General features: G+C 66.3%; 13 protein-coding genes. 7 read left to right on the top strand and 6 right to left on the bottom strand.

Features of this window, described 5'->3' with window-relative positions; translation table 11 throughout:
• The 7 genes from VF497_RS09545 to VF497_RS09575 form a co-directional block, all read left to right on the top strand.
• On the top strand, positions 1–636 hold a 636-nt coding region (locus tag VF497_RS09545; RefSeq protein WP_330888047.1), incomplete at its 5' end, for a LysR substrate-binding domain-containing protein.
• 179 nt (positions 637–815) lie between these two features.
• Positions 816–2,993: a TonB-dependent receptor gene (locus VF497_RS09550; protein ID WP_330888049.1), complete on the top strand. Its 2,178-nt coding sequence runs from the start codon at positions 816–818 to the stop codon at positions 2,991–2,993.
• Between the two features lie 160 nt (positions 2,994–3,153).
• Entirely contained in the window at positions 3,154–4,125 is a 972-nt protein-coding gene (locus tag VF497_RS09555) for a ribokinase (RefSeq protein ID WP_330888051.1), read from the top strand.
• Between the two features lie 9 nt (positions 4,126–4,134).
• Positions 4,135–6,285, top strand: coding sequence for a formylglycine-generating enzyme family protein (locus tag VF497_RS09560; protein ID WP_330888054.1), 2,151 nt, complete (start codon positions 4,135–4,137; stop codon positions 6,283–6,285).
• A 2-nt stretch (positions 6,286–6,287) separates the two neighbouring features.
• Complete coding sequence (locus VF497_RS09565) at positions 6,288–9,119, top strand: ThuA domain-containing protein (RefSeq protein WP_330888056.1); 2,832 nt, start codon at positions 6,288–6,290, stop codon at positions 9,117–9,119.
• The gene (locus tag VF497_RS09570; protein WP_330888058.1) at positions 9,116–10,969 is read left to right on the top strand and encodes a glycoside hydrolase family 127 protein; all 1,854 of its coding nucleotides are present in this window, start codon (positions 9,116–9,118) and stop codon (positions 10,967–10,969) included. The genes VF497_RS09565 and VF497_RS09570 overlap by 4 nt, the downstream gene beginning before the upstream one ends.
• Before the next feature lie 94 nt (positions 10,970–11,063).
• The gene (locus VF497_RS09575; RefSeq protein WP_330888060.1) at positions 11,064–12,251 is read left to right on the top strand and encodes a CoA transferase; all 1,188 of its coding nucleotides are present in this window, start codon (positions 11,064–11,066) and stop codon (positions 12,249–12,251) included.
• An 18-nt stretch (positions 12,252–12,269) separates the two neighbouring features.
• Here the strand turns inward: VF497_RS09575 and VF497_RS09580 are convergent, their stop codons facing one another.
• The 6 genes from VF497_RS09580 to VF497_RS09605 form a co-directional block, all read right to left on the bottom strand.
• Positions 12,270–13,832 (bottom strand): sodium/sugar symporter, encoded by a 1,563-nt coding sequence (locus VF497_RS09580; RefSeq protein WP_330888062.1) that lies wholly within the window; start codon positions 13,830–13,832, stop codon positions 12,270–12,272.
• 69 nt (positions 13,833–13,901) lie between these two features.
• Positions 13,902–14,783 (bottom strand): 2-dehydro-3-deoxygalactonokinase, encoded by an 882-nt coding sequence (locus VF497_RS09585; protein ID WP_330888064.1) that lies wholly within the window; start codon positions 14,781–14,783, stop codon positions 13,902–13,904.
• The gene (locus tag VF497_RS09590) at positions 14,780–15,691 is read right to left on the bottom strand and encodes an SMP-30/gluconolactonase/LRE family protein (protein ID WP_330888066.1); all 912 of its coding nucleotides are present in this window, start codon (positions 15,689–15,691) and stop codon (positions 14,780–14,782) included. The genes VF497_RS09585 and VF497_RS09590 overlap by 4 nt, the downstream gene beginning before the upstream one ends.
• A 10-nt stretch (positions 15,692–15,701) precedes the next feature.
• Positions 15,702–16,850, bottom strand: coding sequence for a galactonate dehydratase (gene dgoD / locus VF497_RS09595; RefSeq protein WP_330888068.1), 1,149 nt, complete (start codon positions 16,848–16,850; stop codon positions 15,702–15,704).
• Complete coding sequence (locus VF497_RS09600) at positions 16,847–17,458, bottom strand: 2-dehydro-3-deoxy-6-phosphogalactonate aldolase (RefSeq protein ID WP_330888070.1); 612 nt, start codon at positions 17,456–17,458, stop codon at positions 16,847–16,849. The genes dgoD and VF497_RS09600 overlap by 4 nt, the downstream gene beginning before the upstream one ends.
• 1 nt (position 17,459) lies before the next feature.
• Positions 17,460–18,053: SDR family oxidoreductase (locus VF497_RS09605; protein ID WP_330888072.1), on the bottom strand; the 594-nt coding region annotated here is incomplete at its 5' end.

The following is an 18,053-nucleotide window of genomic DNA, read 5'->3' on the forward strand; positions in this document are numbered from 1 at the left end:
GACGGTTCGGTGTCGGGCGAGCTGCGCCTCGGCGCGTGCCCGACCGCACTCGCCGGCATGCTGCCGGACATCCTCGCGCGCATGGTCGCGAAGTTTCCGCAGATCAACGTGTTCATCCGCCCCGGCTATTCGGCGGAACTGTATCGCGCTGTGGAGGCCGGCGAGCTCGATGCGGCGCTCGTGCTGCAGGCGCCGTACGCGCTGCCGAAAACCTGCGACTGGCAACTGCTGCGCGAGGAGCCGCTCGTGCTGATCGCGCCGAAGAAATATGCCGGGCGCAACCCGCACGAACTGCTCGCGAACGAGCCACTGATCCGCTACGACCGCAACCAGTGGGGCGGCCGCCTCGCCGATGCCTACCTGCGCGAGAACGGCATCGTGCCGCACGAACGCTTCGAGCTGAACGCGCTCAACGCGATCGCGGTGATGGTCGACCGCGGCCTTGGCGTGTCGATCGTGCCCGATTACGCGCAGCCGTGGCCGGAAGGCCTGCAGCTGGTGCGCATGCCGCTGCCGCAGCCGAGCGAACCGCGCCGCATCGGCACGGTCTGGTCGCGCTCGACCGTGCGCATCCGCCTCGTCACCGTGCTGCTCGCCGAGGCGCGTGCGGCGATGACAACAAAAAGTAAGGTCTGAACAAAGACGCGAGCGATTCCTCTCCCGATCGCGAGCGCCTAGGCTCCCAGCGTCGAGTGCTGCATGCAAAGCGTCCGCAATGAGACGCGCAGCGCAACGCCTGCCCCGGACGGGCAGGTTTGGACGCCAGCGGAGCCGAGCCGTGCGGCTCCACCTTAGAAACGATCGGGGAGAACGAAATGACCAGACCCATTACCGCCGCGCTCGGCTGCATCGTGCTCGCGGCCGCCGCAAATGCGCATGCAGACGATCTCGCCGCCGCGAATACCGCCGCGGACGCAGCGCAGACCGACAACACCGCGCCGAACGACAAACCCAAGCAGGAACTCGAAACCGTCACCGTGACCACGGGTTCGCGCAGCGCCAAGGCCGTGGACAAGATTCCCGGCGCGATCGTCGTCGTTACCCGCGCCGAGGTCGACCGCACGCTCGCGCTGACCGACGACGCCACGGCCGTGCTCGCGCGCACCGTGCCCGGCTACGCCGAATCCTCGCAGGCGATGAGCAACACCGGCGAGAACCTGCGCGGCCGCATTCCGCTGCGCCTGTTCGACGGCATCCCGCAGGGCTCGCCGCTGCGTGAAGGCACGCGCAACGGCACGTTCACCGACATGGGCATCATCGACCGCATCGAAGTGATCAACGGTCCCTCGGCAGCCGAAGGCATCGGCGCGGCCGGCGGCATCATCAACTACATTTCGAAGAGCGCGCAGAAGGAAGGAGACCAGGTCGACCTGACCATGCGCTACTCGACCCAGTTCAAGGACGATTCCTCCGGCTACAAGGTCGGCGCGAACTGGGCGCACAAGAGCGGCGACTTCGACATGTACCTCGCCGGCTCCTACATCGACCGCGGCATCACCTGGGACGCGAACGGCCGGCGCATCGGCATGCACCAGTCGGGCTCGCTCGCCGACACGACCTCGGACGACTTCTTCGCCAAGTTCGGCTACGACTTCGGCCAGGGCAATTCGCAACGGGTGCAGCTGACCCTGAGCAAGTTCAAGATCGACGGCAAGGACAACTACATCGAGCAGCTCGGCGACCGCAGCAAGGGCATCACCGACACCGCGGTGCCCGGGCACAACCCCGGCACCTACGCGCCGTTCAACGATTTCTGGCAGGCCCAGCTCAAGTACCTCAACAGCGACTTCTTCGGCGGCACGCTGGCGATGGATGTCTACAAGGCGAGCCAGGCGATGCGCTTCCTGCCCGAGGCGACGCCGGACAAGCAGGATCCGCTGATCGCCCCGCTCGGCACCCTGATCGACCAGTCGGAAATCAACTCGCAAAAGAAGGGCCTGCGCACCTCGTGGACGCGGCCGGACCTGTTCGGCGTCAGCGGCCTCGAACTGCACACCGGCGTCGATTGGGTCGAGGACGTGGCGCAGCAGAAGCTTGCGATCACCAACCGCCTGTGGGTGCCGCCGATGGACTACACTAGCTGGGCGCCGTACTTGCAGCTGTCGTGGGACATCGGGCCGGTGACCTTGGTCGGCGGCATCCGCCGCGAAGACGGCCAGCTTGAGGTCAACGATTACACGACGACCTATTACCGCAACCGCGTCGCGGTCAAGGGCGGCACGATCGACTACCAGAACAACCTGCCCAACGTCGGCGCGATCTGGCGTTTCGCCGACGGTTGGTCCGCATTCGCCTCATGGAGCAAGGGCTTCACCCTGCCCAACGCGGGCATTCCGCTGCGCAACGTCAACAAGCCGGGCGTGTCGGTGTCGCAGATGCAGGACCTGCAGGCGATCATCGTGCGCAACGAGGAAGTCGGCTTCAACTGGCGCGGCGAGCGCGCCGGATTCTCCGCGTCGGCATACAAGTCGACCTCGCAGTTCGGCGCGTCGCTGTCGGTCGATCCGACCACGGGCGACTACGTGATGAACCGCGCACCGGTCGACATCAAGGGCTACGAGTTCAGCGGAGATTTCCGCTTCAACGACGACTGGAAGGCGAACCTGATCTACTCGCGCGCGATGGGCTACACCGTGTTTACCGCGAACGGGCCGCTGACCAAGCACATGGGCGTGACCGACGTGATGCCGGCCAAGCTCGGCGCGTCGCTGACCTGGAACTTCTCCGAGTACGGCAACGCGACGCTCGGCGGGACCACGCTGCTGTCGCGCAACCTCAACCAAGGCACCAGCGCAGCGGAACACATCGGCGGCTACACGCTGTGGGATCTCGAGGTCAATTACGACGCACGCAAGTTCGGCAAGCTGACCCTCGGTGTCGAGAACCTGCTCGACCGGCAATACATCCTCGCCTTCAACCAGGTCGACAGCTTCCAGAATTTCTTCGCCGGCCGCGGCCGCGTCGTCTCGATCACTGACAAGTTCACCTTCTGAACGCGTCATCCACCCTGCAGTGCAGTGTCCTCTTCTCACGTCACTGCACGCTTCCGCCGCCGCGGCCCTCCAACTCGCGGCGGCGGCTTCTTTTTCGCTTCCCTACTGGCGCATCCGGCATAGAATCGGTCCGTCTTCCTGAAACCCGCGCCCCGATTGCATGAGCCACGCATCTTCCCGGAGCGGCATCCTCGTTGCCGGCTCCGCCAACCTCGACTTCGTCGTGCGCGCCGCGCACGTGCCCGCACCGGGCGAAACCGTGCTCGGGCGCGAGTTCGCGACATTCCCCGGCGGCAAGGGTGCGAACCAAGCCGTCGCCTGCGCGCGCGCCGGCGGCGCGGCGACACGCATGCTGCTCGCGCTCGGCGATGATCCCTATGCGCAACAACTCGAAGCCTCGCTGCGCGGCGCCGGCGTCGAACTGCACATCGTGCGCGCGCCCGGCATCGCCACGGGCACCGCCTTCATCTGCCTCGCCGACGATGCGGAGAACGCGATCACCGTGGCGCCCGGCGCGAACAATGCGCTGCGCGCCGAACATCTGCCTGCGCTCGACGACGTGAGCCATTTGCTGCTGCAGCTCGAAACGCCGATCGACACGATCACCGCGTATGCCGTCGCGGCGCACGCAGCCGGAGTGAGGGTCGTACTCAATGCCGCGCCCGCGCGCAAACTGCCGACTGCACTGCTCGATGCGCTCGATGTGTTGATCGTCAACGAAGGCGAACTCGCGACGGTCACCGGCGTGCGCGGCGGCATCGCCGAAGCGTTGGCGCATCTGTCCATGCCCTGCGTGATAGTCACGCTCGGTGCGCGCGGTGCCTGCGCGCGCATGCACGGCAAATTCCATCTGCAAGCCGCGTATCGCGTCGATCCGATCGACACGACCGGCGCGGGCGACACGTTCTGCGGCGCGTTCACCGCCGCACTCGGCGCCGGTCTCGATCTGCCGACCGCACTTGCGCGCGCGAGCGCCGCAGGCGCGCTTGCGACCACGCGCCTCGGCGCGCAAACCGGCGTCCCCGAGCACAACGAAGTTGAAACCTTCATGCGCAACCAGGCGGCGACGGTGAACAACGCCACCGCGCTGCGCGAACTCGCCGCCTACTGCGGCCTGCCTGAACTCACCTGATCAAGCACCATGAACCCGGCCGACGACGACCTGCCGCGCAAGACGCATTACCACTTCTCGCACGTCACCACGGGCCGCTACCTGCCGACGCCGGGCAAGGCGCCAGCTTGGCCGTTCGCCGAGATCGGCCACTGGACCATCGACGTCAATGCGAGCAGCGACGACTGGATCGCGAGCCTGTGCGAATGGCGGCGCGAGCACCTGACGCGCATTGGCTACGACGACAGGAACTATCGCCGCCCCGAGCTGCAATGGGCGCAACGCAACTTCGTCCATACGCAGATGATGGTCGAGGATCGCTACTTCTACGATCCGGTTGCGCAAAAGTATACCGTCGACCGCTATCTCGACGATCTCGAAGCGCGCTACGGCGGCATCGACAGCGTGCTGGTCTGGTACGTCTATCCGAACATCGGCATCGACGACCGCAACCAGTTCGATCTCGCACGCGACCTGCCGGGTGGGCTCAACGGTCTGCGCGGCGCGGTCGAGGATTTCCACCGCCGCGGCGTCAAGGTGTTCCTGCCGACGATGCCCTGGGACCACGGCACGCGCGAGCAGGGCGAGGCTGATTGGCTCGCCGTCGCGAAGATCGTCAAGGCGGTCGGCGCCGACGGCCTCAACGGCGACACCTACAACGGTGTACCGCGCGCGTTTTTCGACGCCTGCGACGCGCTCGGCTGCCCGGTCGCGCTCGAACCCGAATCGACGATCAGCGCCGAGGAGCAACTGATCTGGAACGTGTCGAGCTGGGGCAAGAAGGCGCCGGCCGACGTCGTGCCCTCGGTGGCCAAGTTCAAGTGGCTCGAACCGCGCCACATGATCCACTACGAGAACCGCTGGGGCCGCGAGCGCACGAACGACCTGCAGTACATGTTCTTCAATGGCATCGGCTACAACGCCTGGGAAAACATCTGGGGCATCTGGAACGAGTTCACGCCGCGCAACGCCGAGGCGCTGCGCCGCTGCATGCTGATCGAGCGCCAGTTCGCCGCGCAGATGACCAGCGCCGACTGGCGCCCGTACGCGAAGACGCTGCAGGCCGGCGTGTTCGCGAGCGAATTCCCGCGCGACGGCGTGACGGTGTGGAACCTCGTCAACCACAACGAGTACGCGGTCGACGGCGAGCAGATCGCCGTGCCGCATCGCGACGGTACCCACTACTTCGATCTCTGGCACGGCGTCGCGCTGACACCTCGCGCGGATGGGGACTCGGTCGTGTTCGATTTCGAACTCGAAGCACGTGGTTTCGGTGCCCTGCTTGCGATCGACGCGAGCGCTCGGGTCGACGGACTCGATGCCTTCCTTGCGCAGATGCGCGAGCGCGCGAAGACGCCGCTGCAGTCGTTGTCCAACGCGTGGCATGCGCTGCCGCAGCGGCTCGTCGCGATCGAACCGACGAAGCGTGTTGCCGACGCCCCCGAAGGCATGGTGACGATTCCCGAAAGCGATTTCGATTTCGTCGTGCAGGGCATCGAGATCGAAGGCCAGACCTGGGCCGGACTCGATGTGCAGTATCCGTGGGAATCGACGGCGCGGCGCAGCCATCGACGGCGCATGCGCATCGAGCGGTTCCACATCGACCGCACACCGGTGACGAACGCGCAGTTCCAGCGCTTTCTCTATGCAACAAAGTATGCGCCGCGCGACACGCACAACTTCTTGCGCGACTGGAAGGACGGGGCACCGCGATCGGGGTGGGAAAACAAGCCGGTTACGTGGATTTCGCTGGAAGATGCGCGCGTCTACGCGGCCTGGGCCGGCAAGCGCCTGCCGCGCGAATGGGAGTGGCAGTACGCCGCGCAGGGCAGCGACGGCCGCATCTATCCCTGGGGCAACGACTGGGTCGATGCCGCCACGCCGAAGACGAATCGCGGCCGCACGCTCGTGCCGCCGGCCGATGTTGACGCACATGCGCGGGGCGCAAGTCCGTTCGGCGTGCTCGACCTCGTCGGCAACGTCTGGCAGTGGACCGACGAATACGAGGATCAGCACACGCGCGCTGCGGTGCTGCGCGGCGGCAGCTCGTACGCGCCGCAGACTTCGCACTGGTATTTCCCGCGCGCGTTGCGGCTCGACCAGCACGGCAAATACCTGCTCATGGCGCCGTGCAAGGATCGTTCGGGACTGATCGGTTTTCGCTGCGTCGTCGATGGCTGAACATGCGCCTGCTCCGGTTCTGCGTCGCGTTCGTTCTGGCTTCAAGCGGACTTCTCCGCGTTGGTGCTGCGATCGCGGAAAAGCATCCACCGATCCGCATCGTGCTGATCGGCGGTGCGAAAAGCGAAGGTCCCGGCAAGCACGACTATCCCGCGGGCATCCGCCTGCTCGAACGCGCGCTCGCGTGCTCGCCCGATGCGCCGCGCGGATTGCAGGTGAAGAGCTATCCCGATGGCTGGCCGCAGGACCCGCACGCGTTCGACGGCGTCGCGAGCGTGGTCTGGTATTTCGACGGCGCAGAGAAGCATCCGCTGCTCGATGCGCAGCGGCGCAGGCAATTCGAGAAGGTCGTCGCGCGAGGCGTCGGCCTCGTCGCCCTGCATCAGGCCTCGACCTTGCCGGCCGGCGACACGAGCGTCGATCTGCCGCACTGGCTCGGTGCGGCGCGCTACGGCATGTTCGACCGCACGACCGAATATGCCGAATTGCAGGTCGTCGGGCCGAATCATCCGATTGCCCGTGGCGTCGCAGCGTTCGCGTATCGCGACGAGTTCTATCCGACGTTCCGCAGCGGCCATCAGCCGACCACGCCGATTCTGCACGCGACACTGCATGTGCAATATCGCGGCGGTGCCGCCATCGTCGACGATCGGCCGGAGGACACCGCGCTCGCCTGGGCATTCGAGCGCGACGGCGGCGGTCGTTCGTTCACCTACAGCGGCGCGCACTTCCTCGCCGCGTTCGACGCGGAACCGCTGCGCAAGCTGCTGCTCAACGCGATCCTGTGGACGGCGCATGCCGAGGTGCCGACGAACGGCGCGCGCTCGTCCCTGCCTCCGGCGACAGAAGCCGCCACGCCACGCCCCTCGCCTTCGCCGGCAGACGATGTGCCGACATTCCATCACGACGCACAACGCAGCGGCTGGTATGCGGCAGAGACGGTGCTGACGCCGGCACGGATCAGGGCATCCTCGCTCGGCCTGCAATGGGAGTCGCCGCCCCTCGACGCGAGCGATGGCGAACCGCCGCGCCTGTACGCCTCGCCGCTCTACATCGATGCTCTGGAAATCTCCGCGGGCCCGTTCAAGACGCAGACCTTCGCCGCCGTGATCGCCGCGAGCAGCAACGGCTACGTCTACGCGATCAACGCGGCGATGAACGATGATGTCGCGCCGGGCCGCATCCTCTGGCGCACACGCCTTGCCGCGCCGTGCCGTCTGCAGCCCGCGCCGCTCGACGGCGTGCCGACCGGCGTGCTCGCCACGCCCGTGATCGATCGCGTGCGCAATCGCTTGTACGTCACCAGTTGCGATCCGGAAAAACGCTGGCAGGCCTGGGCGCTCGATCTCGGCAGCGGCGCCGGGCTGCCGGGCTGGCCGGTACAGCTCGACGAGAAGACATTCAACGCGCTCAACCGCAACGCCGGGCCTGTGCCCGTGCCGCCGCAGCGGCGTCACGATTTCCGCGTGCAGCGCGGCGCGCTCAACCTGAGCCCCGACGGCAACGCGCTCTACATCGGCTTTGGCGAAACCGAAACCGGGTGGCTCGCCGCGGTCGACACGCAACAGGCGAAAGTCGCGAGCGCGTTCGCCGTCTCCGCGATGCCGCATCGCGGCAGCGGCGGCATCTGGGGCTCCGCCGGCGCCAGCGTGGACGACGACGGCAGCGTGTTCGTCGCCACCGGCACCGGCTTCGGCGGCTACGTCGACCAGGCGCACGACTGGACGCAGTCGCTGCTGAAGTTCGCCTACGCCGACGGCGCGCTCACGCTGGCCGGCACCTACACGCCGTTCAACCACTGCGGGACGGCAGCCAACGACGTGGACCTCGGCTCGGGCGGCGTTGCGCTGTTGCCGGCGCTCGCCGCGGCGACGAACACGACGCCGTGCTTGCTCGCGGTCGGCGGCAAGCAGGGCAATGTCTACCTGCTCGACCGTGCGCGCCTGCCCGGTCGCCTCGATCGGCGCCCCGCATGCGGCGGAAATCCGGATTCGGATGCCTCGCTGCTCGCGCCCGAAGCCCAGCCGCAGTTCGGCATGCGCGGCCCGCTCAATGTATTCGGGCCGTATTCGGACAAGGACGCCGCGCTTGGCGCCGCGCGTTCGCGTACCGTGCCGGCGGTGTTTCGCGATGCGCAGGGCACGAACCACGTCTTCGTCACCGGCAACACGAAGAAAGCGCCAGGTTCGTCGGTCAGCGTCGCGCCGTCGCTGGCGCGGCTCGAAGTCATCACGCACGTGGACAAGCCTGCCTACCTGAAACTTGCGCGCACGCAGGATTCGGTCGTGCTCGAAAACCCCGGCCCGCCCGTGGTCACGAGCGATGGCACAAACGACGCGATCGTCTGGGTACTCGATGAAAATGCACCACGCGCAGCCTTGCTCACCGGCAGCGACGCACCGCGACCCGTGCTGTACGCTTTCGATGCGATGACTCTCGATCTGCTCTGGCGCAGTGAAGACGGCGCTCTGTATACGAGCGGCAAGTACAACGAGCCGCTGTTCGCACGCGGCCAGGTCATCGTCGGTACTGATCGCATCCAGGCATTCGGCCACGGCAAATCCGTCGTGCGACACAACGTCGTCGCCAAAGATGAAACGAGGGAATCGGTCGAGGTGAAACAAGCCGGCCCGATCAGCGGCGCGGCGCTGTATGCGGCGCGCTGCTCCGCCTGCCATGATCACGCGCAGGGCGCGATTCCGCCGCGCCGGCAGATCGCCGCGCACGGCCGTAGCGTCATCGTCGAAGCGTTGACCCAGGGCGCGATGCGCGCACAGGCGCGTGGGTTGAGCAACGACGAAATCCGCGCGATCGCCGAGTATTTGCAGCCATGACCGAATTTGCGTTCTCTCCGATCCGTATCGAACTGCACGGCCCGCTCGGCGAGGCGCTGCGCGCGAATGCGGCGGGACGGCTGAGCCATTTCATCGTCGACGAAACGAGTCCGGCGATTGCGATCTTCGGCGCCGAACACGTCGCGCAGAACCGCGAAGGCGACTGGTATGGCGAGCACGCGGGCAAGTGGCTTTACGCCGCAGCGAAAAGCGCGGCGCGCACCAAAGACCCGCAGCTGATCGCACACATCCGTCGCGTCGCCGATTTCCTCGTCGCGCGCCAGGATGCCGACGGTTATCTCGGCACCTACGCACCCGAGCGGCGCTTCATGATCAAGCATACGCCGAAGCCAAAGTCGTGGAACGGCGAACCGGTGCCGCGCACCTGGGATATCTGGATCCACGCCTACCTGATCCTCGGCTTCGTTGAGGTGAACAAGCATTTTCCCGACGCGCGTTATCTTGAGACCGCACGGCGCATCGGCGATCTGTGCTGGCGCACGCTGGGCGAAGGCGGCATCGATATCTGCGAACTCGGCAACCATCACGGCATGTCGGCGACCGTGCTGCTCGACGCCGCGCTCGAACTGTATTTCGTGACGAACGAGCAGCGCTACCTCGACCTCGCCTTGCTGATTTTGAAGCAAGCCGACGCCAACCCCGATCTCGCCCTGCTCACGAAAGCGCTTGCCGGCGCAGACGCGAGCGAGATCGCGACGGGCAAGGCCTACCAGCTGATCTGGAACTTCGTCGGCCTGGCCAAGCTGTATCGCGCGACCGGCGAGCCGGAATATTTGCGCGCGGTCGAGAACCTGTGGGCGAATATCCGCGAGCATCACCTGAGCCTCGGCGGCGGCCCCTGGGGCGGCGTCGCGCATCGCTCGCGCGAAGTGTTCAACGCGCCCGGCACGTTTTTTCCTCAGGCCTACGTCGAAACCTGCTCGACGCTGGCCTGGATCCAGCTCAACCGCGAGCTGCTCGCGATCACCGGCTCGCCGAAGTACGTCGAAGAGATCGAACGCAGCGCCTACAACGACCTGCTCGGCGCATTCGCGCCGAACGGCGAAGACTGGTGCTACTACTCGTATGCGAATGGCAAGCGCGTGCACACGACGTACTGGCGCTGCTGCAAATCGTCGGGTGCGATGGCGCTGGAAGAACTGCCGACACTGGTTTATTCGCCGCAATCGCAAGGCATAGCCGTGAACCTGTATGCGCCAGGCACCGCCACGTTCGCGCTGCCACAGGCCGGTGAGGTCGTCATCGAACAGGAAACGCGCTATCCGTTCGACGGCGGCATTCGCTTGCGACTGGCGCTCGAACGCCCCGCCCGATTTGCGCTGCGTCTGCGCATTCCGTCATGGGCAAAGAACGCGACGATCCAAGTCAACGGCGAGCGCGCCGCGGCCGACGTCCGACTCGGCGACTACGCCACGCTCGAACGCGAGTGGCGCACGGGCGACAGCGTCGTGCTCGATTTGCCGATGACACCGCAGGTTCACTACCGCATGCATCGCAACGTGCAGGAATCGCGTGCGCCCGACGGCTCGCCCGTACAACAAGAGGTACTGCGCCAAGACTATCTCGCGATCATGCGCGGCCCGCTCGTCTACGCGACCGGACTTATCGACGGCTACAAGAGCGAAGAGTCGCTGTTGCTGGCGCAGGGGCCGCCGGAGCAGTGGTTGCGAATCGAACCGGTGTCGAACGAAGAGGAAGGCCCGACGATTGTGCTCGATCCCGAGCGGCGCACGCCGTTGGCGTTCGTGCCGTACTATCGGGCGGGCGGACGCGTCGACGACGCCTGGCGCCTGACCTGGATGCCGCTCGCGCCCGAGCCACGATCATGACGCAAGAATTTGTAGCGCAAGAAACTAGCCGGGCCGCCTGTTTCTTCGCCGGGTCGCCGCGCAGACTGGCAGCGCAAGGGGAATAGGAAGTTTCATGGCTACGTCGTCCGCCTTCAACCAGGTCGAACGCACGGGCGCACCGGGGCCGCTCTCGGGCGTGCGCGTGCTCGACCTGTCGAGCTACATCGCCGGTCCCTACGGTTGCACCCTGCTCGCCGACCAGGGCGCGAGCGTGATCAAGATCGAACCGCCCGACGGCGACAACCTGCGCAACTATCCGTCGACGCTGGCCGCGGAGAGCCGCGCCTTCATGGGCGTCAACCGCTCCAAGCTCGGCATCACACTCGATCTCAAATCGCCCGCCGGCCACGCCGCCCTGCTGCGCCTCGTGCGCGAGACCGACGTGCTCGTGCACAGTTTCCGTCCGAGCGTGCCCAAGCGCCTCGGCATCGACCACGAACAGCTCAACCTGATCAATCCGCGCCTGATCTACTGTGCCGTGTCCGGCTACGGTGAAACCGGGCCGATGAAGGACAAGGCCGGCTACGACCAAGTGCTGCAGACGATGACCGGCATGTGCGCGCTGCAAGGCAAGCGCGGCGGCCCGCCCGAAATCATCTACGGCTCGGTCGTCGACTACTACGCCGCCGCGCTGCTCAGCGCCGGCGTCGCTTCCGCGCTGTACGAGCGCGAGCGCTCGGGCCGCGGCCAGTTCGTCGGCGTGTCGCTGCTGCGCAGCGCGCTGACGATGCAGTCCGCGCGCATGATCTGGGCCGACGGCGAGTCGCTCGACATCGGCCGCGACATGCGTTCGGGCGGCGTCACCGGCATCCATCCGACGCGCGACGGCTATCTCTACATCTCGGCGAATACGCCGCGCTTCTGGAAGGCGCTGTGCGAGAAGACTGGCCTGCAGGCGCTCGCCGCCGAGCCGCGCTACGACAGCGTGCGCAAGCGTGCCGAACATGCTGCCGAGATCATCCCGCAGCTGCATGCTGCACTCGCCACGCACGGTGCGCTCGAGTGGGAAGCGCTGTTCGGCGACGAAGTGCCCAGCGCCGCCGCGCGCCGCATCGAGGACATGTTCGAGCACCCGCAGGTGCTGGCCGAGAACATGGTCGCGACGATCGAGCATCCGATCGTCGGCCGCTATCACGGCGTCGCCTGGCCGATCAAATTCGGTCGCACGCCCGGCCCCGTGCCGTTCGCCGCGCCGCTCTTCGACCAGGACTCGCAGGCCGTGCTCGGTTCACTCCAAGACGCCGGGAAGAAGACGGCCTGACGCCGCGATTCCCGGCGGTCACCAGAACGCGGCGTACAGCGCCGCCACGATCAGCACCACTACCGCGGCGCCGAGATTGAACGTCGTCGAAGTGCGGAAGCTGACATCGTCGGTGCGGATCGTGTCCTTCGCCGCCGACGCGGCCGTCAGCAACGAGACCAGGATCGCGAGCACCATCGACAGCACGAACACCCAGCCGACGCGGTTCATGAACGGCATCGACGGCAGCAGCAGCTTGATTGCGATCGACAGCGCGACCGAACCGATCGCCGCGGCGAGCGCGCCATTCTCGTTGGCGCGTTTCCAGAACAATCCGAGCAGAAAGATCACGGTGACGCCGGGCGTGAAGTAGCCGGTGAAATCCTGGATGTACTGGAACGCCTGATCGAAACTGCCGAGCAGCGGCTTGGCGCTGAGCACGCCGATGATGACCGCGCCGACCGCGGCGAGGCGGCCGACCGCCACGGTTTTCGCCTCGCTGCTCTGTGGCGCGAGCTTGGTGTAGAAGTCGAGGGTGAAGATCGTCGCGATCGAATTGATCTTCGAGGCGAGCGAGGCCATGATCGCAGCGATCAGCGCCGCGAACACCAGGCCGAGCGCGCCCGACGGCAGCAGACCCATCATCGTCGGATAGGCCTGGTCCGGCTTGGCAAGACCGGGCGCCAGCATCACCGCGGCGATGCCGGGCACGACCACGATCAGCGGCACGAGCAGCTTGAGGAACGCCGCCAGCAGCACGCCGCGCTGCGCCTGTTCGACACTTTTCGCCGCGAGTCCGCGCTGGATGATGTACTGGTTGAAGCCCCAGTAGCTCAGGTTCATCACCCACAGGCCGCCGAAGAGGACGCTCAAGCCCGGCAGGTCTTTGTAGAACGGATTGTCCGGCGTGAGGATCATGTGGAAATGCTCGGGATGCGCCGCGCGCAACTGGGCGAAGCCGGCGAGCAGGCCGCCATCGCCGCCGAGGCGCGCGAGCGTCAGCGCGGTGATCGCGAGACCGCCGGCGACGAGCAGGCCAACCTGGACGAAGTCGGTCAGCGCGACGGCCTTGAGCCCGCCGTAAAGCTGGTAGGCGAGCGAGAACACGCCGAGCAGCACGAGCGCGGCGAACTGGTCGATACCGGTGACCTGGCTGACCGCGATCGAGCCGAGCCAGAGGATCGAAGTCAGGTTGACGAACACGTAGAGGATCAGCCAGAACACGGCCATCACCGTGCGGATGCGCGAGCCGTAGCGATTCTCGAGGAACTGCGGCATCGTGTTGATGCCGTTGCGCAGGAACACGGGCAGGAAGAACTTGCCGACGATGAGCAGGGTCAGCGCCGCCATCCACTCGTACGAGGCGATCGCGAGGCCGAGCGCGTAGCCCGAGCCCGACATGCCGATGATCTGTTCGGCCGAAATGTTCGCCGCAATCAGCGAGGTGCCGATCGCCCACCACGGCAGCGCCTTGCTCGCGAGGAAGTAGTCCTTGCTGTCCTTTTCGTGCCCGCGCTTCTCGCGCGACACCCACTGCGCAAGCGCGAAGATGCCCACGAGGTAGACGAGGACGATGACGATATCCGGCACCGACAGTTTCATTTGATTCTCCCGCTTTCGTTGTTTTTGATTTCGCTTTGTTCGCGAAACGAATGTTTATACGTCCAACTCTTAAGTCAGGCCGCGACGCACGGCCAGTGCGCGCAGCCCGCGTGCGGCCGCCAGCTCGGCGTGGTTCACGGCACGCACACCGCGGCGCGCGAGCGCCTCGGTGTAGAGTTCGAGCAGGCGCTCGGCGGCGACCAGATGCAGCTCGCCCGTATCGGCCGGCAAGTCGTTCAATTCGTGGCCGATCAGCAGGCCGGACAGGTACGACGGCAACTCATCCGCCTGCAGCGTGCCGAACAAGCCGAGCGTGCGCACCGCGAACAGCTGGTTGAGCAGGTCGCGTGGCTCGCGCGCGTCGTCGACGCCGCGCAGGAACGCCGCGGAACGATGCGGCATGTTCGTGTCCATCAAACGGCCGAGGATGCTGTGCTTGCACAGCACGTCGAACAGCTCGCCGGTCATCGCGGTGTGGAAACGCTCGACGCGGCCGTTGCGGATTTCGGCGTGCTTGCTATGCGTACCGGGCAGGCAGACCCGATGCCTGCGGGTACCGAGCGCGTCGACGAGCCCGCAGATCTGCGTTTCCTCGCCGCGCATGACGTCGTTCGCACCGCGCTCGTCCCGCACGCTGAGGCCGGGCACGAGCCAGATCTGGCGACCGGGCAACGACGGCGGCGCCAGCGGCACCATCGCCGCGGCGATCTCGTCGAGCCCGGCGGGACATTCGACGTACGCCACTTCGCGCCAGCCTTGGCGGCTGCCGATCATGCCGCTCATGACGATCAGCGCATCGTCCCATCCATCGATTTCGACGCGCAGGACGGACTCGAAGTTGCCGGCGGCGGCGAGCACGCCCTGCGTCGAACGCCGCGTGCCGATGATGTTGCCGTCCGCATCGATACGAAATGCGCGCAGGCTCGTGGTGCCCCAGTCGATCGCGATCATAGGCCTGAAAATTTTTCTTCGGGCAACCCAACAGCACCATCGATGCGCACGCTGAAAACCCCGCCCGCCTGCGGCTCGCGCTCGAGCTGCTCGGCATTCAGATCTTCGCGCGCCGTGGTGACGTAAAGCGTGTCGAGCCGTGTACCGCCGAATGCAGGGCAACTCGGATTGGTCGCGGGTACAGCGACTTCGTGTTCTATGCGGCCATCCCGCGAGTAGCAGACGACACGGCCAACACCCCACTGCGCATTCCACAGGCGGCCATCGCGATCGATCGTCGAACCGTCTGCGCTGACGTACGGGTCCACGCGCACGAATACGCGCGGCGTGCCGACTCGCGCGCGCTCGGCATCGTAGTCGCAGTGCAGGATGCAGCGCGCAAGCGTGTCGCAGTAATAGAGGCTCTTGCCGTCGGCATCGAAAGCGATGCTGTTCGGAATCGCAACTCCGCCGAGATCGAGTGGCCGCAATCCGTGCTTCGCCGAGAATTGATAAAACCGGCCGATCGGGCGCTTCGAAACACTTTCGTCCAGCGTACCGAAAACGAAGTTGCCGTTGCGGTCGCAGCGACCGTCGTTGATGCGCAGCGACGGCGCTTCGTCGACCGCGACGAGCAGGCGCGCATCGAGGCGATCGTCCGCATCGAGCTGACTCACATCTGCGAGATGGATGCCCTTGGCGAGACCGAGCAGCAGCGCACCGGATTCGCACAACGCGAGCGAGCCCAGACGATCCGGCAACGTCCAATGGCGCGCCGCGCCCGTTGCCGGATCGAAACGCCACAGGCGCGAAGCGTGGATGTCGGTGAAAAGCAGCGCGTTCGCGCGCTCGTCCCAGACGATGCTCTCGCCGAGCGTGCAGCGGCTGTCGAGCGCGAGCTGCGCTTCGAGTTTCGCGGAAATCGGCACGGCGCTTATCTCACCACTCCGCAACACTGCCGTCGGGGTGGCGCCAGACCGGGTTGTGCCAGTCCGGTGGATTCCTGCTGCGCTCACGCAAAACCGCTTCGTCGATCTCGACACCGAGACCGGCGCGCGTGAACGGCTTGATCGAGCCCTGCTCCATCGCGAACGCGTCCTTGTTGACGACATAGTCGAGCACTTCGCCGTCGGCGTTGTAGTGGATGCCGATGCTCTGTTCCTGCAGCACCGCGTTCCAGCTGACGAAATCGACATGCAGGCAGGCAGCGAGCGCGATCGGGCCGAGCGGACAATGCGGCGCGAGCGCGACATCGTAGGCCTCGGCCATCGAAGCGATCTTCATGCACTCGGTGATGCCGCCCGCGTGCGAGAGATCGGGCTGCACGATGGAAATGCCGCCGCGCTCGAACACGTGCTTGAACTCGTAGCGCGAATACATGCGCTCGCCCGCGGCGAGCGGGATCGCGGTCTGCGCGGCGAGGCGCGGGTAATATTCGGCCTGCTCGGCGAGCACGGGCTCCTCGATGAACAACGGCCGGTAGGGTTCCAGTTCGCGGATCAGGATCTTCGCCATCGGCGCACTGACGCGGCCGTGGAAGTCGAGGCCGAATTCGATCGTGTTGCCGAACGCGGCGCGAATCTCGGCGACCTTGGCCACGGCTGCATCGACCTCGCGTGCGGTGGCGATGATGCCGAGTTCCTCACAGGCATTCATCTTGAACGTGTCGAAACCGTGTTCGAGGCGTGCGCGAATCTGCGCGACGATGTCGGCCGGACGATCGCCGCCGACCCAGCAGTACGTCTTCATGCGATCGCGCACGAGGCCGCCGAGCAGTTGGTACACCGGCACGCCCAGTGCCTTGCCCTTGATGTCCCACAGTGCCTGGTCGATGCCCGCGAGCGCACTCATGAACACCGCACCGCCGCGGTAGAACGCGCTGCGATACATCGTCTGCCAGTGATCGTTGATGCGTGCCGGGTCCTGGCCGATCAGTTGTTCGCCGATCTCCAATACCGCAGCCTCGACACTGCGCGCGCGGCCTTCGATCACGGGCTCGCCCCAGCCGACGAGACCTTCGTCGGTTTCCATTTTCAGAAACATCCAGCGCGGGGCGACGCGGTAGGTGGTGAGTTTGGTGATTTTCATTTTTTTCCGTAGGACCGAACAAATGCCTCGGCGCGGCCAAGCGTCGCGGTGGAGAGTTGGCCCGGTTTGTAGAGATCGCCGCCGAGCCCCGCGCCGGAACAGCCCGCGCCGAGGAAATCGTGAAGGTTGTCGGGCGTGACGCCGCCGACCGCGAACAGCGGTGTCGTCGACGGCAGCACGGCCTTGATTGCGCGCACGTAGGCAGCGCCCATGTTCGCCGCGGGGAACAGCTTGAGGATCTGCGCGCCCGCAGCGAGCGCCGCGAATGCTTCGCTCGGGGTTAGGAAGCCCGCGGCGACAGTGAGGCCGGCGGCGACCGCGTGGCGGATCAGCGGCGGATCGGTGTTCGGCGTCACCATGAGTTTCGCGCCCGTGGCGGCGAGCGCGTCGGCATCGGCGGCGTTGAGCACCGTGCCCGCGTCGATGATCGCGCGTCCACGTGCGTGCGCCTGCGCGCGCTCGACGCTGCGCAGCCATTGCGGCGAGTTGGTCGGAATCTCGATCAGGGTGATCCCGGCCGCGATCAGCGCGTCGACATGTGTTTCGACCTCGTCGGGCGTGATGCCGCGCAGGATCGCGATCAGGGGAAGGTGCGCTTTCCAGTCCATATCATTCGTGATAGAGCTGCGAGCGACCGCCATCGATGAGGATGTCGGCGGCGTTGATGAAGCGCGCCTCGTCGCTGGCGAGGAACAGCGCGGTGTAGGCGACTTCCTCGGGCGTGCCGATGCGCTTGCATGGCAGCAGTTCGGTCTGGCGTTCGCGCGCGCCGAGTTCGCGCTCGAACCAGCGCTCGACTCGCTCGACCAGGATCAGTCCCGGCGAAATCGAATTGCAGCGCACGCCCTGCGCGGCGTATTGGATGCCGAGCGCCCTGGTCATGCCGATCAGGCCGTGCTTGGCGACCGGATACGGAAACGCGCCGGGAATGATGCGATGTCCGTGCACCGAGGCGATGTTGACGATCGAGCCGGCGCCGGCATCGAGCATGCCCGGCAGCACGGCGCGGCTGAAGTTCCAGGCGCCGCGCAGATTCGTGTCGAGGTTGCGCTGCCAGTCCGCATCGGTCAACGACAGCGGTTCGGCGAACACGTCGGCGCCGGCGTTGTTGACGAGCACGTCGATCGCGCCGAGCCGCTCGCGCGCCTGCGCGACGAAGCGCGAGACCGCATCGCCGTCGGCGATGTCGCCGGTCGCGAACAC

Origin of the sequence: Rudaea sp., assembly GCF_036383415.1 — a bacterium.
In the GTDB taxonomy this organism is placed as follows: Bacteria; Pseudomonadota; Gammaproteobacteria; order Xanthomonadales; family Rhodanobacteraceae; genus Rudaea.